The 21121-nt window shown below is 40.2% G+C and carries 28 protein-coding genes; all 28 read left to right on the top strand.

Going from position 1 to position 21121, the window contains the following annotated elements:
• Nucleotides 1–165 precede the first annotated feature (165 nt).
• The 28 genes from DXB58_RS07085 (at nucleotide 166) to DXB58_RS06955 (ending at nucleotide 21070) form a co-directional block, all read left to right on the top strand.
• Nucleotides 166–771, top strand: coding sequence for a DUF4494 domain-containing protein (locus DXB58_RS07085; RefSeq protein ID WP_122136367.1), 606 nt, complete (start codon nucleotides 166–168; stop codon nucleotides 769–771).
• Nucleotides 772–792: 21 nt separating this feature from the next.
• Nucleotides 793–1659 (top strand): DUF4373 domain-containing protein, encoded by an 867-nt coding sequence (locus DXB58_RS07080; protein ID WP_122136366.1) that lies wholly within the window; start codon nucleotides 793–795, stop codon nucleotides 1657–1659.
• Nucleotides 1565–2308 carry an ATP-binding protein gene (locus tag DXB58_RS07075; RefSeq protein WP_233527254.1) on the top strand — a complete coding sequence of 248 codons (744 nt, stop codon included), beginning with the start codon at nucleotides 1565–1567 and terminating at the stop codon, nucleotides 2306–2308. The genes DXB58_RS07080 and DXB58_RS07075 overlap by 95 nt, the downstream gene beginning before the upstream one ends.
• Before the next feature lie 18 nt (nucleotides 2309–2326).
• Nucleotides 2327–2740, top strand: a complete 414-nt coding sequence (locus DXB58_RS07070; RefSeq protein WP_122136365.1) for a hypothetical protein — start codon at nucleotides 2327–2329, stop codon at nucleotides 2738–2740.
• Nucleotides 2737–4587: a DNA cytosine methyltransferase gene (locus DXB58_RS07065; RefSeq protein ID WP_122136364.1), complete on the top strand. Its 1851-nt coding sequence runs from the start codon at nucleotides 2737–2739 to the stop codon at nucleotides 4585–4587. Before DXB58_RS07070 ends, DXB58_RS07065 begins: the two co-directional genes overlap by 4 nt.
• Before the next feature lie 21 nt (nucleotides 4588–4608).
• Nucleotides 4609–5364 (top strand): site-specific DNA-methyltransferase, encoded by a 756-nt coding sequence (locus tag DXB58_RS07060; RefSeq protein WP_122136363.1) that lies wholly within the window; start codon nucleotides 4609–4611, stop codon nucleotides 5362–5364.
• A gap of 28 nt (nucleotides 5365–5392) precedes the next feature.
• A complete protein-coding gene (locus DXB58_RS07055; RefSeq protein WP_122136362.1) occupies nucleotides 5393–5659 on the top strand; it encodes a hypothetical protein in 267 nt (88 codons plus the stop codon).
• 21 nt (nucleotides 5660–5680) lie between these two features.
• A complete protein-coding gene (locus DXB58_RS07050) occupies nucleotides 5681–6247 on the top strand; it encodes a hypothetical protein (RefSeq protein ID WP_122136361.1) in 567 nt (188 codons plus the stop codon).
• Between the two features lie 213 nt (nucleotides 6248–6460).
• On the top strand, nucleotides 6461–6634 hold the full coding sequence (locus DXB58_RS27680; RefSeq protein WP_158571554.1) for a hypothetical protein: 174 nt from the start codon (nucleotides 6461–6463) through the stop codon (nucleotides 6632–6634).
• On the top strand, nucleotides 6634–6864 hold the full coding sequence (locus DXB58_RS07045; protein WP_122136360.1) for a hypothetical protein: 231 nt from the start codon (nucleotides 6634–6636) through the stop codon (nucleotides 6862–6864). Before DXB58_RS27680 ends, DXB58_RS07045 begins: the two co-directional genes overlap by 1 nt.
• Nucleotides 6865–6961: 97 nt before the next feature.
• On the top strand, nucleotides 6962–7126 hold the full coding sequence (locus DXB58_RS27675; protein WP_158571553.1) for a hypothetical protein: 165 nt from the start codon (nucleotides 6962–6964) through the stop codon (nucleotides 7124–7126).
• Between the two features lie 11 nt (nucleotides 7127–7137).
• Nucleotides 7138–7419: a hypothetical protein gene (locus DXB58_RS07040; protein WP_122136359.1), complete on the top strand. Its 282-nt coding sequence runs from the start codon at nucleotides 7138–7140 to the stop codon at nucleotides 7417–7419.
• Nucleotides 7420–7428: 9 nt separating this feature from the next.
• Nucleotides 7429–7911: a hypothetical protein gene (locus tag DXB58_RS07035; RefSeq protein ID WP_122136358.1), complete on the top strand. Its 483-nt coding sequence runs from the start codon at nucleotides 7429–7431 to the stop codon at nucleotides 7909–7911.
• A 278-nt stretch (nucleotides 7912–8189) separates the two neighbouring features.
• The gene (locus DXB58_RS28120) at nucleotides 8190–8597 is read left to right on the top strand and encodes a hypothetical protein (RefSeq protein ID WP_233527253.1); all 408 of its coding nucleotides are present in this window, start codon (nucleotides 8190–8192) and stop codon (nucleotides 8595–8597) included.
• A 2-nt stretch (nucleotides 8598–8599) separates the two neighbouring features.
• The gene (locus tag DXB58_RS07020) at nucleotides 8600–9076 is read left to right on the top strand and encodes a hypothetical protein (protein ID WP_122136356.1); all 477 of its coding nucleotides are present in this window, start codon (nucleotides 8600–8602) and stop codon (nucleotides 9074–9076) included.
• Between the two features lie 12 nt (nucleotides 9077–9088).
• Nucleotides 9089–9664 carry a hypothetical protein gene (locus tag DXB58_RS07015; RefSeq protein ID WP_122136355.1) on the top strand — a complete coding sequence of 192 codons (576 nt, stop codon included), beginning with the start codon at nucleotides 9089–9091 and terminating at the stop codon, nucleotides 9662–9664.
• A gap of 25 nt (nucleotides 9665–9689) precedes the next feature.
• On the top strand, nucleotides 9690–10169 hold the full coding sequence (locus DXB58_RS07010; RefSeq protein ID WP_122136354.1) for a hypothetical protein: 480 nt from the start codon (nucleotides 9690–9692) through the stop codon (nucleotides 10167–10169).
• A 69-nt stretch (nucleotides 10170–10238) separates the two neighbouring features.
• A complete protein-coding gene (locus DXB58_RS07005) occupies nucleotides 10239–10682 on the top strand; it encodes a hypothetical protein (protein WP_122136353.1) in 444 nt (147 codons plus the stop codon).
• A 129-nt stretch (nucleotides 10683–10811) separates the two neighbouring features.
• Entirely contained in the window at nucleotides 10812–12503 is a 1692-nt protein-coding gene (locus tag DXB58_RS07000; protein ID WP_122136352.1) for a sodium:solute symporter, read from the top strand.
• A complete protein-coding gene (locus DXB58_RS06995) occupies nucleotides 12500–13108 on the top strand; it encodes a hypothetical protein (RefSeq protein WP_122136351.1) in 609 nt (202 codons plus the stop codon). The genes DXB58_RS07000 and DXB58_RS06995 overlap by 4 nt, the downstream gene beginning before the upstream one ends.
• Nucleotides 13105–13887 (top strand): hypothetical protein, encoded by a 783-nt coding sequence (locus DXB58_RS06990; RefSeq protein WP_122136350.1) that lies wholly within the window; start codon nucleotides 13105–13107, stop codon nucleotides 13885–13887. The genes DXB58_RS06995 and DXB58_RS06990 overlap by 4 nt, the downstream gene beginning before the upstream one ends.
• Nucleotides 13888–13908: 21 nt before the next feature.
• Nucleotides 13909–14475 (top strand): ParB N-terminal domain-containing protein, encoded by a 567-nt coding sequence (locus tag DXB58_RS06985; protein ID WP_122136349.1) that lies wholly within the window; start codon nucleotides 13909–13911, stop codon nucleotides 14473–14475.
• A gap of 10 nt (nucleotides 14476–14485) precedes the next feature.
• Nucleotides 14486–15019, top strand: coding sequence for a ParB N-terminal domain-containing protein (locus DXB58_RS06980; protein WP_122136348.1), 534 nt, complete (start codon nucleotides 14486–14488; stop codon nucleotides 15017–15019).
• A complete protein-coding gene (locus tag DXB58_RS06975; RefSeq protein ID WP_122136347.1) occupies nucleotides 15010–16086 on the top strand; it encodes a hypothetical protein in 1077 nt (358 codons plus the stop codon). The genes DXB58_RS06980 and DXB58_RS06975 overlap by 10 nt, the downstream gene beginning before the upstream one ends.
• A gap of 1 nt (nucleotide 16087) precedes the next feature.
• On the top strand, nucleotides 16088–16513 hold the full coding sequence (locus DXB58_RS06970; protein ID WP_122136346.1) for a hypothetical protein: 426 nt from the start codon (nucleotides 16088–16090) through the stop codon (nucleotides 16511–16513).
• Nucleotides 16514–16539: 26 nt separating this feature from the next.
• Entirely contained in the window at nucleotides 16540–17997 is a 1458-nt protein-coding gene (gene terL, locus DXB58_RS06965; protein ID WP_122136345.1) for a phage terminase large subunit, read from the top strand.
• A 17-nt stretch (nucleotides 17998–18014) separates the two neighbouring features.
• Nucleotides 18015–19475, top strand: coding sequence for a phage portal protein (locus DXB58_RS06960; protein ID WP_122136344.1), 1461 nt, complete (start codon nucleotides 18015–18017; stop codon nucleotides 19473–19475).
• Between the two features lie 5 nt (nucleotides 19476–19480).
• Nucleotides 19481–21070: a hypothetical protein gene (locus tag DXB58_RS06955; protein WP_122136343.1), complete on the top strand. Its 1590-nt coding sequence runs from the start codon at nucleotides 19481–19483 to the stop codon at nucleotides 21068–21070.
• The last annotated feature ends 51 nt before the right edge of the window (nucleotides 21071–21121 follow it).

Below are 21121 nucleotides of genomic sequence, written 5' to 3'. Positions count from 1 at the left end.
AAAGATTATGAAAAGCGTACCTGATTACATAGTAAAAGACCTGCTCCGGCTACTTCCTGTCCTTATTGAAAATGTTGATCTGGATGGTAAAAGTACCCGGGTGCAAAATGCAGTGAGATTAGTGAAAAATATAATAAAGAGACTATCTAAAATACAAGATTAATTATGCATACATGGTTTGAGTGTAAAATCCGTTACGAGAAAGTAATGGAAAACGGAATGCAGAAAAAGGTAACAGAACCTTATCTGGTTGATGCGCTTAGCTTCACGGAAGCAGAAGCGAGGATTATTGAAGAAATGACACCTTTTATCTCCGGTGAATTTACCGTTTCTGATATAAAACGTGCTAATTATAGTGAGATATTTACAAGTGAAGAAGAAGCTGCCGACCGCTGGTTCAAATGCAAACTTATTTTCATCACACTGGACGACAAAAGTGGTGCAGAAAAAAAGAATTCCACTCAAGTACTGGTACAGGCTGCCGACTTGCGCGATGCCGTGAAGAAGTTGGACGAAGGTATGAAGGGAACAATGGCAGATTATCAGATCGGCATGGTATCCGAAACACCTATCATGGACGTTTACCCTTATACAGAAACTAATATAGAAGAGCAGATTGGTACAAATGCCAATTCTCCGGTAGTAAGCACCTTCTTAAAGTCATTACCCGAAGGTTGTCGTACTTCCATCACGGTTGCCGGGAAACCTGTTATTATTGATAAGACAGGGGTATTAACGAGGGTTATACCGGACGAGGAACAGCGAGAGTAGTAACTACAAATCTATTGATAAATGGGGAGAAAGAATAAAATCGGACTTGAATATTTCCCTTTTGACATTGATTTCTTTTCGGATTTAAAGATTAGGAAATTAATCAAATACCAAGGTGGCAAAGCTGTAACTGTATATGCTCTCCTGCTATGTATTATTTATAAACAAGGGTATTACATGAGGTGGGATAAAGAGTTGCCTTTCATTATTTCGGAGCAAACGGGGTATGAAGAGGTGTATATTCAGGAGGTGATTAAGAGCTGCTTAGTAATCGGGTTATTTTCCAATGAGCTTTTTGAAAAAGAGAAGATCATAACTTCAAAAGGAATACAGGAACGGTATCAGTATATCTGCAATTTATCAAAGCGGAAATGTGTAATATCGGAGTTTATCCTTATTTCTTCCGAAGAAAAGCCTATTTCTTCCGAGGAAATACCCGTTTCTTCCGAGGAAATGCCTAAAAACTCCGGAATAAGTGCACAAAGTAAAGTAAAGGAAAGTAAAGGAAATAATAATACTCCCCCTATAATCCCCAAAAGGGGAGAAGCGAGGGAGCCGATTATAAATATTAGTGATATTAAAGATTTGCTTTTGAAAGATGAATTATGGAAAGAAAATGCTTGCCGACAATCTGGATTGAGTACGGAGTTCTTTTTAATGATTCCCCGACAAATTGATAATTTCCTTTCATGGATACGATCTACGGGTGCAGAAAGCACAGTTCTTACACTTCCTGACGCTAAACGTCGCTTTATTTATTGGTGGAAATATACAGGTCTAAAAGAGTGGAAAGATGAAAAAGAACGAATATCCGGAAAAACGAATCGGACAGGTGATAGCAGAAGCGCAAGCGATGGGGCAAAGCCTGACTACAACGAAGTTTTTTGATTTTATGTCTGATTTCTCGTATGCGCGGCATCTTGCATGTTTATGTGAAGCCGGTACGCAGATATTGGCTCGTGAGAATAAAACGTTTGTTGTAGATGAAAGTAACGAGCAGGTTATCCGTTTTCTGATTCACTACTTTAATCGATGTCGTTCTGCAGAGACTATCTATCCGGCAGATAAAGGCTATAAACTACATAAAAATATTGCTCTATGTGGTGATGTCGGTGCAGGAAAAACAGTTTTGATGCAGGCTTTTTCGGTGTATTTGCGGAGGATTAATAGCCCAATGCAGTTTCTGAATTTATCTGTCGGACAAATGGTGAACTATTACACGTTGCATAACAACTTGGATAAGTATACCTACAATGAGGATGATTCAAAGGCTTTTCAATATTCACCGATAAACATTTGCTTGAATGATATAGGTTTGGATTTGACAAACTTTTATGGCACAGGTACGAAGGATTTATGCAGTGAGTTTCTTTTCGCCCGGGCCGAGATATGGCAGTTTTATGATAAGTATTGCCACATGACGACAAACTTATCAGCTACACAGTTGAAAGAGTATTTTAAAGACGATTACAGTCGGATAAATGACAGGTTCAAATATTACAATTTGATTCATTTGTCCGGAGAATCAAGAAGATAACAATTAACGCAACTGATTATGACAAAGAATGATTTACCTAAAAGCTCACAAGAGCTTATTACCCGCTTTTTGCCCGATAGCGAGCAAGGGGGAGACGTCACACAAGTGGACGAGAAACAATTTCAAGAGGCTTTAATGAATCTCCATCTTGCAATGATGGGGAAAACGGAAAAACAAGTTTATACTCCCGTTTTTTCTTTTTGCTCTGGCACTTTGAACTCGGAGCTTCCGATGATCTGTATTCCTTCTAACAAATACAAGGAGGTTCAAATCTGTTTGAAAGATGGCTGGAGTTATCCAATTGCTACAATCAAACTATCCAATACAAATCGTTTGATTGATGCTGAAAAAACGTATGAAGACACAGCGAAATTGGGCTACGAGATAACCAGACGCTGGAATGCTTTTATCCCGAAAGGAGGTGAAGAATGATTAGCCTGCTGTATGTCGATTTGTTCTGTGGAGCCGGAGGAACTTCGACGGGAGTAGAATTAGCCTGTGTAAGTGACGAACAGTGTGCGAAGGTAGTTGCATGTGTGAACCATGATAAAAATGCCATAGCGAGCCACGCAGCTAACCACCCGGACGCATTGCACTTCACCGAGGATATCCGAACGCTTGAACTTTCTTCTTTAGTTGCACATGTGAACCGAATGAAGCAGATATACCCAGAAGCTCATGTGGTATTGTGGGCGTCGTTAGAGTGTACGAACTTTAGCAAGGCAAAAGGAGGGCTACCCAGAGATGCGGACAGCCGGACATTGGCTGAACACTTGTTCCGCTATATTGAAGCTCTGAATCCTTCGTATATACAGATTGAAAATGTGGAAGAATTCATGTCTTGGGGAGATATGGATGCTAACGGTAAACCTATATCCAAAGATAAAGGACGTTTGTACGAACGTTGGAAACGTAATGTAAAGAGTTACGGATATGAGTTTGAACATAAAATACTTAATGCTGCCGATTATGGTGCATTTACTTCCAGACGTAGGTTCTTCGGGCAATTTGCAGCAAAAGGTCTTCCGATTACATGGCCGGAACCTTCCCATTGCAAAGATGGAAAAATAGATATGTTTTGTAATCTGGAAAAATGGCGTCCGGTGAAAGATGTTCTGGACTTGCAGGATGAGGGTGAATCCATCTTTAACCGTAAAAAGCCGTTAGCAGACAAAACGCTTGAACGTATATTTGCCGGGCTCGTGAAATTTGTTGCAGGAGGAAAGGATTCGTTTATGATAAAATGGAATTCGATGAGCCGTAACGGTGGGTATAATGCTCCTGGTATTGATGAACCTTGTCCGGTGGTTAGTTGCCAAAATAGGTTAGGAATAGCCAACGTTCATTTTTTAAGCAAGTATTATAGTGGGGACCCAGATAGCAAAAATATTCCGGTTTCTGGGCCTGCTCATACTATCAAGTGCAAAGATAACCACGCACTTTTAACATCCGATTTTCTTGCCGCATATTACAGCAATGGTGATAACACAAGTTCCGTTAATAGTCCATGCCCGACGGTATCAACGAAAGACCGGTTTAACTACGTTCAGCCTCAATTTCTTTGTTCCTACAATTTTAATGATGCAGGTAAGGATATCAATGCTCCAAGTCCTACAATTTTAACAAAAGACAGGCTTTCACTTATAGCACCTGTGTTTATAGATCAGCAGTATGGACAGAGTAAACCTGCATCCGCAAATCAACCTTTAGGATGTGTTACAGCTAATCCAAAATATGCACTTGTCACTCCTTGGTTGATGAACACGAATTTCAGCAACGTAGGAAGTAGTTTAGAGCAGCCTGCGCAGACTATCACAGCCAACCGGAAGCATCACTATTTAATGAATCCACAATACCAAAGTGCAGGTAGTTCAATAGATAACCCTTGTTTCACACTGATTGCTAGAATGGATAAGACACCGCCTTACTTCATATCTACGAAACACGGCGTATATGCTTTCCATAACTATTATGGTTGGCTTTCAGAAGTAATACAGAAACGTCCGGTTTTCATTTTCAAAGATGTCGATTCGCTTTGCCCTCCGATATGGAAGATTATAAATTTCATGGTACTATATCAGATTGTCGATATAAAGATGCGGATGTTGAAGATTCCGGAACTGAAAAGAATTATGGGATTTCCAGAGGACTATGTTCTCATTGGTACACAAGCCGAGAAGAAAAAGTACATAGGAAATGCGGTTGAAGTGAATATGGCACGGGTTCTCTGCGAAGCTGTCAGCAGGAAACTACGAGAATTAAGAAAAGTGGCAGCTTAGTTTTATTCAAATTAGTAAGATATGAAAAACGTAGAACTGTTCAACGATCATTTCCAAAACTACAAAGTTTATGGAATCCCCAAAGCGCAGTTAATTATTGCCGACGTCCCCTACAATCTAGGAAATAATGCTTATGCCTCTAACCCTTCATGGTATGTGGATGGTGATAATAAGAATGGAGAAAGCGATAAGGCAGGCAAACAATTCTTTGATACCGATAAAAACTTTCGCCCTGCCGAGTTTATGCACTTCTGTTCCCAAATGCTTGTAAAGGAACCCAAAGAAAAAGGCAAAGCTCCTTGCATGATAATCTTTTGTGAATTTGAGGATCAGTTCCGGTATATTGAACTTGGTAAGAGATATGGGCTAAATAAATACATTAACCTTGTATTCAGAAAAGATTTTTCCGCACAAGTATTGAAAGCCAATATGAAGATAGTCGGCAACTGTGAATATGGATTGTTGCTTTACCGTGATAAGCTTCCCAAATTTAACAACGATGGTCGGATGATATTCAATTGCTTTGATTGGGTACGGGATAATGAAACGCCAAAAGTTCATGATACACAAAAGCCTGTTCCACTTCTTCGTAGGTTAATAGAAATCTTTACCGATAAAGGCGATGTCGTAATTGATCCATGTGCCGGCAGTGGTTCCACCTTATTAGCTGCCGTCCAGTTGGGACGCAGAGCATACGGATTTGAGATTAAAAAAAAGTTCTTTGCTGATGCGAATAAATTAGTATTGTCGCAAGTGCAACAAGCACTATTTCAATAATTCAAAATAATAAAGAAAGGAATAAATAATGAAAAGAGCAAAAGAAGCTTTAGAGATAGTAAATAAAATAGATGAAAAGTACAATCAGACTGGAGCTATCAAACAGTTTACGATTGATATGATTGAGCATTTTTCAGAAGAACTGAATGGATGTGTACTTGGTGAGAGCGAAGTGTCCGAAGAATCTATTCTCGGAAGTTTGAGCTACAAAGCCAATACCGCATTGGAAATATGCGACGACGGTCTTACTGATTTTTATGTGATACAAGAATTGTATGACGCTATTAACGAATAACAGAACAAAAAAGAAGTATTTATGAAACAGATTAATTTAGACGCACTTAGCGAACGAGCATATAATATTGCTTGTGAACATGGATTTCACGATGTAGAATTGAGTGATGAACATTTCTTGATGCTTGCTATCAGTGAATTGTCCGAGGCTATTGAGGCTGATAGAAAAGGAAAGCGGTTCGACAAGGAGAAATATGAATATAACGAGATAACTGAATGCCAAGGATGGCTTACAACAGAAGAAAAGTTTATCAATGTTTTTAATCGATGTATTAAAGACACTGTTGAGGACGAACTTGCTGATACTGTTATTCGCTTGTTGGATTTATCCGGGTTAAAAAAAATATATCTGCATCCTATGGCTATTCCGGTTCAGCGGTCATGTCTTGCCAATTCAATGACGGTTTTTTGCTTTGATGTTATTCGGGTAATATACCATGAAAAGGTTGATTTGGAAGATAGGATACGCTCAGTTATATCTTGGCTATTTGAGAAGTGTGAAGATGAGGGAGTAGATCTTCTTTGGCATATTGAACAGAAGATGAAGTATAATGAACTTCGTGAAAAAATGCACGGGAAGAAATACTAATACTCAAAACAAAGACAAAAATGAGGTAAACCGAGCCTAATAAATCGGTATTTGTTCTTTGACATGTTGGATTTACCGCTTTAATAGTTGATATTTGTTAAATATGCAAATATAACATCATATTTTTGCATTTATATTTGCATGTGCAAAAATAAACCCTTATATTTGCAATACAATAATAAAACAAGTAACAACAATTAAAAAATAAAGATTATGAAAACTACCATCGAAACAACAGTAGAAGGATTTGAAAATGCAATCATTAGTGAAAATGAAGAAAGTTGGTTTGTTGATTTAAGAACGGGTATGGGTGAAGCCGAATATCCTAAATGTGACTTTACTCTTGAAAAGGCTATCGAAGATCAGGTTAATATGAAGTTTGAATAATGACTAAGACATTTGTTCTTCTATTTAAAGAGCCGATGAAGATTTATACTTATTCATCCTTGTCGGCTATATTTGAAGAGTTTGCAAAAGAAGAATTGGGGGTATCCCTTTCTACTTTACAAAAAAGGGACTTTTCTTTTGATTCCTACGATAATGAAAAAGTTCACATAGAACTTAGTTTAACTAAGACACGAGGTGATATTATAAGAGAAAAAGAGAAGTTTTTATAATCATAATATTTAGGCGGTAAATTCAATTCTACCGCCTTTTTTGTGCCTGGGCGGATAAAGTTCAGGCACTTTTTATTTAACTAATAACAAAAGAGTAATGAAGAAGATTGTAAAATGCGAAGTCGAACTTCCTGCCGGAGTTGAAAACGATGGAATGCTAGAAGACTTATTATCTACTAAAATCGAAGATGCTTTCGCTGAATCGTATGGTGTGAATGGAGATGATATTATTGCGTATAATGTCGAAGTGATAAATGAATAACAAATAAAGAAATGAAGGACATAGAATTGAAAATAGCTGAAATATTAGGGCGTGTTGCTCTTGATAATGATATGAAGATTCCTGATGATATTCAGCGATTAGCGAGAGCTACAAGGTATTTGGCTATTCAGATTGAGAAAAATGCTAAAGGTGTGGATATGTCGCAGGATATTATGAAATATACTGTAGCTATATTGGATAATACTATTGCGAAAGCTGTGCCGAAAGATACTAGAGTAGTGTCTGAAACGAGAAGAATTGACGCAACGTCAACGATAAGGTCAGATAAATAAAAAATAATTATGAGTAAAACGAAGATTATTATTCCCCACGAGGGAGTAAACGAAATTCCAAAAGGTTATAAACCTCTTATGACAAGCGAAGGAAAGTTAGTCGCCATTGTTCCGGAAGGAATGACAAAGAATGATGTGTACTGGATAAAGACTGAAAGGATTATTCCGGTTATAGATTGGGAACAACGACGTTATGAATTGGCGAAAGCTGCAATGCAAGGGTACTGTGCTAACTCGCTTGAATATGTAGTTAGTTCTGCCAATCATGAAAATATTGCCGAATGGTCTGTTTCAACTGCTGATGCAATGATTAAATTATTGAAAGAGATGATGGAATCAGTAAGCCAATTGATTGAATCAGTGAAGTCCGGTGGTAGACCTTCTTTTATCGGGGTTCTTTTAAGTGAATCCCAGATTGAAGAGTTGCGGCCTTATGTGGATGATGAGTACTATAACAATGTATTAAAATCCCGGCTGAAAAAAACTAATTAACTATCTGTGGCTAGGACTTGTAAACATCTTGTATTCGTTTTCTAGCAACTTTTTTACACGTGGTTTATTGATGTATTGCGTTGTTTGCTTTCTAACTATTCCGTTCTGCAGAAAAATAATTGTTTTGTTTTGCTCTCGGACTATAAAGCTCAATGCTATAATCACAAAGATAAGTGCTAGGTAGCCCAAAGCGATTAAATACACTATTTCTCTGTTGAAATAGAAGAAGTTTTTTAAAGTTCTAAAGTTGCTCATGCTTGCTATGTTTTTAAAAGAACGTGCCCGAAAATAACTACGCCCTTCATAGAGGTGCGGCAAACAACCCAACAAGGAAGCATAGATACAACGGGCACGTATATTGTGATAATGCAATACACGAACACCGTCCATTCTATTTCCTTGTTTTGAAAATTGCCGCTTTCTATGAAGGAGAGACTGAACGTCAATCGATACTCTATTTAAGTATCGGTGCAAATTTAATAAAAAGATTACAAAAACTTATCATTATGGATGCAAAACAATTTTTCAAGAGAGTTTCTTACATGCGGAAACTTCAAAAGGAATACTTTCAAACTCGTTCTTCTACTGTTTTGCGGCAGTGTAAGCAGGTGGAGAAGGAGATAGACGATGAAATTGAGAGAGCGAATAAGATAGTTGCGGAGCAACAACAACCAAAGCTTTTTTGATTATGAAGCGAATTTCGTTTAACACTACTGATGCTGACATCTTCCTTCGTATAGCTAAAGTCGCTAAGAGTGGAACTTTTGACGGCTCCGCGCATACTGATTATCTGGAAAGCTGCCGGTGGTTTGTAGAGCGATATGATTGTATTATCATTCTTACTCGTGATGTTGGATATCATACATCTGGATGGTGGAAGAATCCAGACTACGAACGTTGTTATCATTTGTCTATCTCTTTTCCGGGTGGGCGAGATATTAGGAAGTTAGAACACATTCTGGAAAAGTTCTTCGGGAATAATCGTCGTTTATTGTGGTGTGAACCTCCATATAGTAAACAGGGTAAACAGGCAGAAGTGTATCATTATCGTTTGTTTTGTAATGAGAATTGGCAACCAATAATGCCACGTGGAGAAGTCTATTCTAAACAGTTTACCGAACAGGGGTGGAAATCATATTCAGAACTACATGGTAGAAATCAATAACAAATAGTAATCATGAGAAAAGAACAAACCAAAGTTTATGTATTGATGCTTTCGAAGGAGTTTCCTAAAGAGCATCCGAAAGCCGGAGAACAAACCGGATTTAAAGAAAAGTTAGAGCTGGCGTTGAAAGCGCAAGAGCAAGCAGAAGAATGTGCTACCTGCGGTGGTGACTGCAAAACTTGCTATTGTCCTCCGGTATCTGGGATGATGAAAGTACACACTATCCGAACCAATTTAGAACGTTGGTCGGATATCATGCAAAAAGTACAGGAAGGGAAAGCTGTTATCTCTGTCCGGCAATGGAAAGGAAGGCCCTACGAAAAAGGGAATGTCCAGGTAGAACTTTTCCGTCTCGGCAAAGATGATGGCGTAGGACTTCAAACCTTGAGTGTCATGGAGTATACCGATGTCGGCGACGGGATAGAACGTGCAGTTTATTGTATCGACGGGAAACCAATGCCGATGCTTACTCTGAAACAAATAGCGGAGAACGACGGGCTGACTGTTGAAGATTGGAAAGCGTGGTTTACTGGAATAACATTCGACAAGCCGCTGCCGATCATACACTTTACCAAATTTAGATATTGATTATAAACCATTAAAATTTACGATTATGCAAGACGTAGAGAAAAGTTTAAAACCTCTTCAAGAGGGAATTATTAAAGAATCCGGATTAGAAGTACTTCACAACAACTTGAAGTCAGAAGAAAAACCGACTACAGTAAAACTGAATCCGGCAATCATTGTTCCGGTCCCATTGAAACGAAAACGATTAAGCGATGAATTGATTGAGGAACTGAATGCCACCTACGAACGTCCGGCCATCTGTAAAGATAAACATGGAGAGTACAAAGAAGGTGCTTTCCTACACGGTTCCAATTTGGTTATGACAAGTATATTAGAAGGACGTTGGCATCTGACTGTGAAATCAGATAAACCGCTTTCAATCTATGAAGTAAAAGCTGCACGGTATAAGTTTATTCCGGACGATGCTTACATGACACTTGTTTTCCCAAAAAGGTCAGAACTTGAAAAGTTTACTTCTCCACACAGTATGCAAATGATAGAGATTCAAGTCACCCAAAAAGAATAATTTTTGAGAGGGGGGGACTATAGGGGGGGAGAGGTGGTATTTTGTATAGTTTAAAAAGATAGTTTGAAGATGATTAAAAAATACGCTTTTGTTATCGGCATAGATACCGGAGTAAATACCGGAGTTGCCACATGGAATGTTACTGCAAGAAAGTTTGAGTTGATAAAGACTACCGCAATTCATAAAGCAATGATGTATGTGATAGAAATGTATAAAACGTACGGAGGAAGTATGTTAGTTCGTGTTGAAGATGCGCGATTAAGAACATGGTATCAATCTAGTTATAAGACAAGAGAAGAAGAAAGGGAAATGCTGCAGGGGGTTGGATCAGTTAAACGTGATGCTAAGATATGGGAGGACTTTCTAACTGATATTGGTATACCCTTTGAAATGATTCATCCTAAGGATTCAATAACTAAAGTCAATGCTCTGACATTCAGGAATATAACTAAATACGATAAACCGACGAATGAACATTCTCGTGATGCTGCGATGCTTGTGTTTGGGTATTAGACAGTAGGTTGATATTGGATATTGTGCGTTTATTAGACGATTTTTCTTTTAAAGATACGTTTAATAAACGCACTTTCTTTATATTTGCCAAGTAGTTACAGATGTTACATCTTAAAAATTAGTGTGAAAATGGAAGGATTATCAAGTTTAGAGGGTTGGGCTCTGATTGCGACATACTTTGTTGCTATGATGATGCTCGTTGTGTTCCTACGAAAACACAAAAAGACGAAAGAAGAATTTTTGGTTGCTAACCGATCTATGCCGTGGTTGCTTACAGCTTTTTCAATGGCTGCTACTTGGGTGTGGGCTCCGTCGATGTTTGTTGCATCGGAAAAAGCATATACGCAAGGTTTAGCCGGTGTGTTTTGGTTTGTAGTTCCGAATGTTCTTACATTGATTCTGTTTGCTTTCTTTGCCAATAAGATGCGTAAGCTCCGGCCGGATGGTTGGACATTCTCGGATTATATTCGTGAGAAGTATTCGAAACGTTGCCATAATCTGTATCTCATTGAATCGTTCGGGCTGCAGACGATGAGTTTTGCCGTTCAGTTGCTGGCCGGAGCAACCATCTTTTCAAAGATTACAGGAATATCGTTTACAGCAACTACTATTGTCATGGCTGTATGCCCGCTTTTGTACACATTTGCAAGCGGGATTCGTAGCAGTATCGTTACTGACTTCTGGAAGATGCTTTGGATCGTGATTGTTTTATTGCTTGGATTGCCTATAATGTTTTCAAGTGCCGGACCGAATGCACTGTTTAATGGTCTAGGTGGTATCACTGGAGATTTTGGTAGTTTATTCTCTGCTACCGGAATAATGGTGGCCCTGTCTTTTGGTATTCCTACAACAATCGGTCTGTTGTCCGGAACCTTCGGGGACCAGATGTTCTGGCAGCGGGTGTTTTGTGTGAAAGCTGACAAAGTGAAGCGCACAATGATAACCGCTGCCTTTATTTTTGCCGCTGTACCTATTTCTTTGGCTGTATTTGGCTTTTTTGCAGCCGGAACAGGTTTGGCTATATCCGACACACAACTGACAAATGTAGGGGCTGTGATGGCTTTCTGTCCTAAATGGTTCTTATACCTGTTCTTTGTGCTTATACTTTCCGGACTGATATCAACCGTTGATAGTATTATTTGCGCAGTGAGTTCCGTTGCCGGACATGACGTAGTGAAACGGTTATCCATGAATGAGAAATGGCATGGTCGGATTCAGAAGAATATTTTTCTTTTTATCCTTTTTGCCAATGAAGTACGGGCAGCCCGATTCGCTATGATTGTTGTTACTATCATCGCTATTCTGATAGCAAACATTCCTGGTCTAACGATTTTATATCTTTTCTTGCTGTATGGGACCCTACGTTCCTCGGTAATGCTCCCAACGGTGTTCGCTATTCTCGGCAAAAGAATGAGCGAAAGAGGGCTGTTTTACGGCATCCTAACGAGCATGATTGTAGGTTTACCAATATTCGCTTATGGGAACTTCACAGGTAACATTCCGATGATCGTATTCGGTTCTCTTTTCACCATCCTGGCATCAGGGATTATGGCAGTTCGTCGTAAACCTTTGCAGCGTGGCTCAATGGAAGTGGCTATAAAGATAGACCGAACCGATATGGACAAACGTATTGCAGAGATAAAAGCGGTACATGGTGAATACTTAGCTTGTGCAGAAAAGATGGAAGCTCACATTCGTACATTTAGAGCATTGACCGAATCTGCAAGAGGAACAGCAAGGGATATAAGAAAATCAGTTTCTCAATACAAACGGTTACAGGGGAAGAAGTCACTGAATAGAAAAAAATCACGTAGAAAATGAGAAAGCTATTTATCATCATTACATTGATTGTTGTGTCGTTGGTAGCCAGAGCGCAAGTTTACGACGGTATTACTCAACCAACCAAGTTCCGGATATTCATGCCGGTTACTACTTCTCTGCATGGTAACGGTTCTACCGTTGCTCCTTTTGTCGGCTATCGGGCAGATGTTGCGAAGTGGTTATCTGTTACTCAGGTGTTGCAGTATAACATGACATCCGAAGCTGTTTCCTTTGGCGCATGGCTGAATGTGAACTATCAGCAACGGTTTTATCTTTTGGCACGTTCAACGTACAATACGAAAGAAAAGATGTTCACCGAAACATTGTCCGGTACTATAAAACTCCCTGCTGGGTTCATGATCGATGCGACTTGGGATAATTTGTACAATGGTCGGAAGTTCATGGACGGTGACCGTCTGCAGGTGCTTGGAGGTCTGGATTATGGACGATTCGTTTTTAATGCCGGATATTCTATGCGTGCGCTGCCTGGATTCGTGACAAACATCCGGTTTAGGGTGACAAAGTATAATTGGCTACAACTGAAATACGATGAAGGTGCAAGAGCTTTCATTACGAGTGTGGCTCTACAATTCAATGAGCTATGAAAGCGGTTCTGGGTAAAAAGCAAACATCATCGCACACTGACTGGCTTCGTGTATTCTCCAACATCGAGCAATATGTATCGAAGCAGGAAACGGATAATCTGGTAGATCGCTTAGTCGAGCAGGTGAAGCCACATATCCACGGCAAACGTGTTGCTTATGCTTGGAGTGGTGGAAAAGATAGCATTGCTCTTGGTTTTATAATGGAACAGGCCGGAGTACATGACTGTTTGCTCGGGCGTTGTAATCTGGAATATCCAGCTTTTATGCAATGGATAGACAAACACCGACCGGTAGGACTGGAAATTATCAACACGGGGCAGGACCTTAGATGGTTGGCATCTCATCCAGAGATGTTGTTTCCGAATGATTCATCTTTGGCTGCAAAGTGGTTTAGCATCATCCAACATCGGGCGCAAGATGCCTATGTGAAGAATCACAAAACGGATATTCTTTGTCTTGGTCGAAGAATACAAGATGGGAACTATGTAGGGCCAGGTGGAATGTACACCAATACAAAGGGTATCACCCGTTTTTCTCCTATTGCCGATACCAGGCATGAGGAAATTCTTGCGATCATCCATTATTATCATCTTCCAATGCCTCCGATTTATTCTTGGCCGCGTGGCTTTCGTGTTGGTACACATTGTTGGGCTTCACGCCAATGGTGTGGTAGCGTAGAAAATGGTTTTAGGGAAGTTTACGAAATAGATAGTAGCTTGGTAGAGGAAGCTGCTAACTATATACCTTCTGCGAGGCAGTTCTTGCAGGAGAAAGTTTAATCAATCAAATTTTGTGTAGGAATGAAAAGGAAGTTAGAAACAAAGAAAGTACTCCTGTCAGAGTTGAAGGAGTTTCCGGGTAATCCAAATGTGCATCCGGAGGAACAAGTGAAGGCTATTGCCGAAAGTATGGAACGATACGGGCAGTATTATCCGATCATCGTTGATGAAAACATGATGGTTCTTTGCGGTCATGGCAAGAAAAAGGCTTTGGAATATCGTGGAGAGAAAGAGGCTTCTATTACGGTCATGTATGGTTTGACTGACAAAGAAAAGAAAAAACTCGTTCTGGAAGACAATAAGATTCAGACAATGTCTCATGTGAATTTTGGGGACGTGGAGAAGATTATTAAAGAAATTGGAGATGTTGATATTATCGGCTTTACTCCAGAATATCTGGATGCGATCATCAATGAAGTTAGCACTGACAATATGGGAGTGAATTTTGCGGAACCGGTAAAGAAGGAGCAGCAGTTCACATCAGAGAAAGAGGTTGCCGACATTCAGGAAGTCGATGAAATTGAAGCTGGCATGCAAACAGCCCGTACAATGGTGTGTCCGCATTGCGGCAAGGAGATAACAATTTAATCATAGAGCTATGGATAAGAATGTTGATTTATTCAAACCACTTCGGGAAATTCAGTTTGTAGACCGGGATAAGGTGAAGCCGAATGACTATAACCCCAACAAGGTTCTGGAAAAGAATCTGAATCTCCTTATGCAAAGCATCTTGACGAATGGTTTTTGTTTTCCCATCGTAGTGCGTCCGGACTTTACGATCATTGACGGGTTTCACCGTTGGCTTGTGTCCGGCAGGGAACCGCTAAAGACAATGCTCGGCAATAAGATTCCTATTGTAGTAGTGGCACATAAAGACGAAAGTCAAGACATGTATGGTACTGTCACTTTCAATCGTGCCCGTGGTACTCATCTGCTTGAACCAATGGAAAATATAGTGAAAGCTTTATTGGAGAAGGGAAAAAGTGTGGATGAAATCTCTAAGGAAATAGGGATGAGTAAAGAAGAAATCTTCCGGTTATCAAAGATTGACAGGGAAGAGTTTCTAAAGCTCATTACCCAACGTGGTACGCAAAGATTTAGTAAAGCCCAAATCATTCGCAGATGTACGTAAAGGATTTAGATATAAACGTTGTTGATGCTACCGAGCGTAGGATTCTCGAAGCATTCAATAAGAATCAAAAAGTTGCCGTCAGTTTCTCTGGCGGCAAAGATTCTATATGTATGTGCGATATGCTGATAAAGACAATGCAGAAATATACAATTCCGTTTAGTCGCATTATCGTAGTGTTCTTTGACGAGGAAGCCATTTATCCAGATGTTGAGCAGATTGCACTTGAATGGCGCTCACGTTTCATGTCCTTGGGGGCAAAGTTTTATTGGTTCTGTTTGCCTATACGCCATTATAATTGTTGCAATAGGCTAGCGAATGATGAAAGCTTTATCTGTTGGGAGCCAGGCAAAGAAAGCGTGTGGGTGAGACCTATGCCTAAGTTTGCTATTCGCAATCACTCGAAGTTTCGTATGGGGATGTCATATCAGGAATTTGGGGCGAAGATTTTTAAAAGCGTTCCTCAAATGATAGGTCTAAGAATGGCAGAATCTATTCAACGCCGACAGTCCATAGCATCAATCAGGATTTCTACATTTCTTTATCCAATATACGATTGGCGTGATAATGATGTTTGGCTGTATATCAAATTGAATAACCTTACTATTCCTATGACCTATATCTACCTGTATAAGACAGGTGTACCGTTGAATAAACTTCGTATTAGTCAGTTTTTTAGCATTGATACAATCAAGTCATTACCCAAGGTTATGGAGTTCTACCCGGATTTGTATGAGCGGGTGATTCGCAGAGAACCAAATGCAGACCTTGTTATGCTTTATTGGGATACTGATATGTTCCGGAGTTCTAAGCAAGACCGGAAGTTTGAGCAAGATAAGGAAAAGGATTATCGGGTCATATTCCGAGATACAATGAAAAAGGCCGCTTTACATCAAGACTTATATCCTGGTTATAAATTGGCTAAACATCTTTATGTTAAAATGTCCGGTAGGGAATCTTCAAAAACGTGTCAGTTGTCTTATCAGTTATTGATAGCGGGGGACCCGAAGAAACGTTCCTATCGTGCTATTTTAGGGGCTATCTATAGAGAGAGGGGAGGAGGAATATAAAATGCCTAAGGCCGAAGAGGACATTCAGAAAGATAAAGAAAAGTTGCTCGATTCATTGAAGGAATGTAGCGGTATTGTCACGTTTGCCTGTGAGAAGGTTGGACTCTCACGGCAGACGTTCTATCGTTGGTATCGTGAGGATGCGGAATTTAAAGAACGTGCCGATGCTATCAATGAATTGCAGATCGATATTGCCGAGGCCTCCCTTCTGAAAAAAATACAGAAGGGAGATACTACGGCTATCATATTCTATCTGAAAACCAAAGGCAAAAGTAGAGGATATACAGAACGTAAAGAGATTGTCGCCCCTGATGGAGTGGGGGTACAGGTAACAAGCAAAGACTTTGATGTGTCGAAGTTATCGGAGGAAGAAAGAAAAGTATTGTTGGGTATTGCAGAAAAGCAGGATAAAGCAGCAAAAGAGTGAGTTTAGGACAGGTAGATATATTGAGCATGGCAAGAGCCGTCCAGGCGGATGAATGTAGGAAATCCTTTTTCTACTTCGTGAAAACGTTTTGGGCGGTTATTATACCGGAAACTCCGGTTTTTAATTGGCATATTCCGTATCTGTGTGAAGAACTTCAAGAGCTATCTGGCTATATCGTACGCAGAGAGAAGAAGCCTTATGACATCGTGATAAACATTCCACCTGGTTCTACGAAATCGACAATAGTGACTATTATGTGGCATGCATGGCTTTGGACGCAGGATGCACGGTTGAGGATTATTTCAAACTCCTATTCGGGTGACTTGTCGTTAGAACATGCTTCGAAGTCGAAGGACATCATCACTTCTGACTTGTATCGTACTTTGTTTCCGGAAGTGGTGATAAGACACGATAAGTCCGGTAAAGGTAGTTATGAGAACATAAAGGGAGGCGCCAGATATTCTACTTCGACAGGTGGTACAATTACTGGAAAGCACGCGCATGTGATTATCAACGACGACCCTGTAAATCCCAAACAGGCGGAGTCTCCTGCAATGAGATTACAGGCGAATGACCATACTAAAACGCTTTCGTCCCGTAAGGTTGACAAAAAGAATACTCCGATGGTAACTATTATGCAAAGATTGCATGATGATGATGTGACGGGGTATCTGCTGAAAAAGAAAAAGGATAAGATTAGGCATATATGCCTACCAGCAGAAGTGTCGGAGAGGGTGAATCCTCCGGAGCTGAAAGAACGTTACATTGACGGGCTTCTGGACCCTGTACGTATTGACAGGGAGGTGATAGATGAAGCAAAGATTGACCTCGGTAGTCGTGGGTATGCCGGACAGTATGAACAGGCTCCTTCGGTTGAAGGTGGTAATATCGTCAAAGCAAGTTGGTTCGGGCATATTCCTTTGTCGCAATTCCTCGCTATTCGTGGCGGTGTTCCGATTCACTTCTTTCTCGATACTGCCTATGATGAGAAAAAACAGAAAACGGACAATGACCCGTCCGGAATACTTGCTGCATGTCGGATACAGAACTGTTTGTACTTGTTCCATGCGCAAAAGGTCTGGAAGGAGTTTCCTGAATTAATGAGGTTTATTCCAGATTATGTGCGGGCACATGGATATGATAGCCGGAGCACGATCAGAATAGAACCGAAGGCAAATGGTATAACTGTCATTCAGGCAGTAAAGAAGTACACTAAACTGAATGTAACCAGAACACCAGCACCAACGGACAGCAAGGAAGTGCGACTACACGGTGTCTCGCCTAAAATAGAGTGCGGCCGGGTGATATTGGTGGAAGGTGATTGGAACGAAGAGTTTATAGATGAGGTGAGCCAGTTTCCGGCAAAGACACATGATGAGTATGTAGATATTCTGGTTTATGCAATCAATTATCTTCTGGATGATGATTATGCGGAATTATCAGATGAAGATGAAGAATATATTTTAAGTGCTTTAGGTGGTTAATTTTTAATGTTGTAATTATGGGATTGTTTAATTGGATTGTTAATGGTGTGAATGCGGCTGTTGGTCGCAATCAGGAGTTTGAACAGTTGTTGAAAGCTAAGGATGTGAACCGCGCGCTTTCACAAATGACGGATAACTCTGCAAAGGTTGAAGCTGCTTTGAAGGTATATGATACCCAGCAGCATGAGGTGATGAATAGGCCGAATAAAGCGGTGTTTGGTAAAAAAGACCCTGCATCGGGTAAACGTAAGTTTCTACGTTGGGAAGAAAAATGGAAGATACCTATTCCCTATCCGGTTTTTATCAATGAGATAGCTCTCGTATTCTTGTATGGTCGTCCTCTGAAATGGACGCAATCATCTAAGGGGACAGACCGGGCTTTTTCCAGATATATCGATTTGATTAAAAGTACCCGATTCAATGCGAAGGTTCGCGAAGCAAAACGTCTGGCAGGCGCGGAAGGGCAAAGTGCGTTGCTCTTTCATACCTATCGGAACGATGAAGGCAAACCGGATTGCCTTATCAAAGTCGTAGCCAGAAGTCTGGGTGATGATATATATTTCCGTAAAGACCAATTCGGACGAATGATGTGCTTTGCACGTGGGTATAACTTACAGGAAGTAGGCGGTGAAATCAAATACCATGTTGATATACATACAAAGAATACGATATATCACTGCAAACGTGCTCCTATGGGTTGGGATATTGAGGAAGAGGTGAATCTTGCAAAGAAGATATGCGTGGTTCTTTTTGAGCAGGAACCGGAGTGTGCTGGTGTTGAACCTATGATGCACCGTAAAGAAATGATGGTAAGCCGTAGAGCCGATGTCAATGATCGTTTTTCTGATCCTGCTTTAGTTGCTGATGCGGATATTGTTAATTCTCTTCCGGAAAAAGGTGAGGATAGCAAATTTTTTGCTTTGAAACCTTCGTTAGACGGTTCTAAAAAACCGGATATGAAATATCTGACGTGGGATAATGCACCGGAAAATCAGAAGCAAGAAGCGGAGGAGTTGGACGATAAGATTCATCGTTTCACTTTCACCCCTAAAATAGACTTTGATACGATGAAGAGCCTTTCCCAGATTTCGGCTAAAGCATTGAAACAGCTTATGCTTTTGGCTGTAATCAAGGCGGACAGACATAAAGAAAGACACGATGAGTATGCAGATCGTATAGCTAGTGTCCTTATTGCTATAATTGGTAACGTTCTGGATATTTCTCTTCGAGGTGAGTGTGATAACCTAGTCGTGGAACATGAATTTCAAGAACCGTTCGGAGAAGATATTGAAGCCGTATTAAAAAATCTGATCTCAACTAAAAATGCCGGTGGTATGTCTGATGAAACATTTATCGAAATGAATCCGATCATCAAGGATGCTAATCTGGAAAAAGAGCGTTTGAGAGCCCAACATGAGCAAGAGTTGCAGGAAGAGAAGGACCGGTATAAACAAGATATTTTCGGTAGTGCAGAATAAAAGGCATGGCAAAGATTGATGAGAACAAGTATAAACGGGCATTACTCCAACGTACCGAAGGATATGCTGCAAGCGTCCGGGTAATCTACCTGGATGTGATGGAACGGCTTATCTCTTTAGCGTTGGAGGTAGAACCAATCCACGACCCTAAGAAGCCTTTTTCTTTCACAGACTATCCTACTATTTCAGATAAGGCAAACGTTCTGCTACGGGAACTATATACCCGTGTATATCAACAAATACGATCAGGTGTCAATAACGAATGGGAACAGGCAAATTTGAAATCGGACGAACTCGTTCAGTCGATATTTGGGAAAAAGGCTGTTGATAACAAACATTTCGCTCGATTCTTTGAACGCAATAAGAAAGCTATGGATGCTTTCTTTTCACGTAAGTCCGAGGATGGTGGATTGAACCTGTCTCAACGTATATGGAAGTACGAAGGGCAGTTCCGGCAAGAAATGGAAATGTCTATAGATTGCTGTATCGGGCAGGGAATGTCTGCAAATTCAATGGCGGCAAAGGTGAAGCAATATCTTAATGATCCGGATAAGTTATTTCGACGAGTTCGTGATGAACGGGGAGAACTTGTTTTATCAAAGAACGCGAAAGCTTATCATCCGGGGCAGGGGCAATATCGTAGTAGTAGCCGGAATGCTCAACGTTTGGCACGGACGGAATCTAATATTGCATATCGGACAGCCGATCATGAAAGGTGGAGCCGGCTTGATTTTGTTGTAGGGATTGAAATAAAACTCTCAAAGAATCATCCGGAAAAGGATATTTGTGATAAACTTGCAGGAGTATATCCAAAAGATTTCAAGTTTACGGGATGGCACTCTAACTGTATGTGTCATGCAATCAGCGTACTTGCTTCGGATGATGAGATTGATCTGTTAACCGACAAGATTCTTGCCGGAGAGGACACCGCGGACTTCAAGTCGAAGAATGAAGTAACAAAACTACCTGATGAGTTCCATTCATGGATGCAGGAGAATGAGGAACGAATTGAAAAGGCAAATAACCGTGGTACTCTTCCATATTGGATAAAGGATAATCCGCAATACACAGGTGTTAAAGTAAAAGCAATGAATACTGGTGAGCGGAATGATATTCGGAAGAAGTCAAAGGAGAAATATCAATCGTATAATGAGAAGTGGGATAGGGCGTATTTCGATGAGTTCAGTGGTGGCTTTAATGTCTATCATCAGGAACATCAGTTTACCAACACACAGGGTGGTGGTGATGCTGAAAAGATGGTTGGTAAGTTATTAGCAAAAAATAACGGAAAACAGGTGGAGTTCCTGCCGGAGAATGGTAAGGGAAAAGGCGTACCAGATTTAATGTTCGACGATCATACGTGGGATGTGAAATACATTGATAACGCCAATGAGAATACTATTCGCGCATATATCAAAGATGCTCGGAAAGCTGATCGGGCAATATTTTATTTTACGAATGATAAGTACCAGGAACTTCGTTCTGCTATCAACCGGGAAGTCGGACGCTTTAAAGGGATGAATAGGTTAGGCGAACTTCCGGATATTTACTACATGGATAAAGAGGGACTGCTAAAACTGTTGTGGAAGTTATAGGTATTATTAAGGTAATTGATTGTTTTTATATTTATCTTTGTGAAAAAATAG

Origin of the sequence: Bacteroides sp. OM05-10AA, from assembly GCF_003439055.1 — a bacterium.
GTDB lineage: Bacteria > Bacteroidota > Bacteroidia > Bacteroidales > Bacteroidaceae > Bacteroides > Bacteroides intestinigallinarum.
This window is presented reverse-complemented; position numbering and strand designations above follow the sequence as displayed.

Coding starts and splice junctions, on each gene's coding strand:
- DXB58_RS07085 (WP_122136367.1), top strand. CDS start 166: ATGCATACATGGTTTGAGTGTAAAATCCGTTACGAGAAAGTAATGGAA.
- DXB58_RS07080 (WP_122136366.1), top strand. CDS start 793: ATGGGGAGAAAGAATAAAATCGGACTTGAATATTTCCCTTTTGACATT.
- DXB58_RS07075 (WP_233527254.1), top strand. CDS start 1,565: ATGAAAAAGAACGAATATCCGGAAAAACGAATCGGACAGGTGATAGCA.
- DXB58_RS07070 (WP_122136365.1), top strand. CDS start 2,327: ATGACAAAGAATGATTTACCTAAAAGCTCACAAGAGCTTATTACCCGC.
- DXB58_RS07065 (WP_122136364.1), top strand. CDS start 2,737: ATGATTAGCCTGCTGTATGTCGATTTGTTCTGTGGAGCCGGAGGAACT.
- DXB58_RS07060 (WP_122136363.1), top strand. CDS start 4,609: ATGAAAAACGTAGAACTGTTCAACGATCATTTCCAAAACTACAAAGTT.
- DXB58_RS07055 (WP_122136362.1), top strand. CDS start 5,393: ATGAAAAGAGCAAAAGAAGCTTTAGAGATAGTAAATAAAATAGATGAA.
- DXB58_RS07050 (WP_122136361.1), top strand. CDS start 5,681: ATGAAACAGATTAATTTAGACGCACTTAGCGAACGAGCATATAATATT.
- DXB58_RS27680 (WP_158571554.1), top strand. CDS start 6,461: ATGAAAACTACCATCGAAACAACAGTAGAAGGATTTGAAAATGCAATC.
- DXB58_RS07045 (WP_122136360.1), top strand. CDS start 6,634: ATGACTAAGACATTTGTTCTTCTATTTAAAGAGCCGATGAAGATTTAT.
- DXB58_RS27675 (WP_158571553.1), top strand. CDS start 6,962: ATGAAGAAGATTGTAAAATGCGAAGTCGAACTTCCTGCCGGAGTTGAA.
- DXB58_RS07040 (WP_122136359.1), top strand. CDS start 7,138: ATGAAGGACATAGAATTGAAAATAGCTGAAATATTAGGGCGTGTTGCT.
- DXB58_RS07035 (WP_122136358.1), top strand. CDS start 7,429: ATGAGTAAAACGAAGATTATTATTCCCCACGAGGGAGTAAACGAAATT.
- DXB58_RS07020 (WP_122136356.1), top strand. CDS start 8,600: ATGAAGCGAATTTCGTTTAACACTACTGATGCTGACATCTTCCTTCGT.
- DXB58_RS07015 (WP_122136355.1), top strand. CDS start 9,089: ATGAGAAAAGAACAAACCAAAGTTTATGTATTGATGCTTTCGAAGGAG.
- DXB58_RS07010 (WP_122136354.1), top strand. CDS start 9,690: ATGCAAGACGTAGAGAAAAGTTTAAAACCTCTTCAAGAGGGAATTATT.
- DXB58_RS07005 (WP_122136353.1), top strand. CDS start 10,239: ATGATTAAAAAATACGCTTTTGTTATCGGCATAGATACCGGAGTAAAT.
- DXB58_RS07000 (WP_122136352.1), top strand. CDS start 10,812: ATGGAAGGATTATCAAGTTTAGAGGGTTGGGCTCTGATTGCGACATAC.
- DXB58_RS06995 (WP_122136351.1), top strand. CDS start 12,500: ATGAGAAAGCTATTTATCATCATTACATTGATTGTTGTGTCGTTGGTA.
- DXB58_RS06990 (WP_122136350.1), top strand. CDS start 13,105: ATGAAAGCGGTTCTGGGTAAAAAGCAAACATCATCGCACACTGACTGG.
- DXB58_RS06985 (WP_122136349.1), top strand. CDS start 13,909: ATGAAAAGGAAGTTAGAAACAAAGAAAGTACTCCTGTCAGAGTTGAAG.
- DXB58_RS06980 (WP_122136348.1), top strand. CDS start 14,486: ATGGATAAGAATGTTGATTTATTCAAACCACTTCGGGAAATTCAGTTT.
- DXB58_RS06975 (WP_122136347.1), top strand. CDS start 15,010: ATGTACGTAAAGGATTTAGATATAAACGTTGTTGATGCTACCGAGCGT.
- DXB58_RS06970 (WP_122136346.1), top strand. CDS start 16,088: ATGCCTAAGGCCGAAGAGGACATTCAGAAAGATAAAGAAAAGTTGCTC.
- terL (WP_122136345.1), top strand. CDS start 16,540: ATGGCAAGAGCCGTCCAGGCGGATGAATGTAGGAAATCCTTTTTCTAC.
- DXB58_RS06960 (WP_122136344.1), top strand. CDS start 18,015: ATGGGATTGTTTAATTGGATTGTTAATGGTGTGAATGCGGCTGTTGGT.
- DXB58_RS06955 (WP_122136343.1), top strand. CDS start 19,481: ATGGCAAAGATTGATGAGAACAAGTATAAACGGGCATTACTCCAACGT.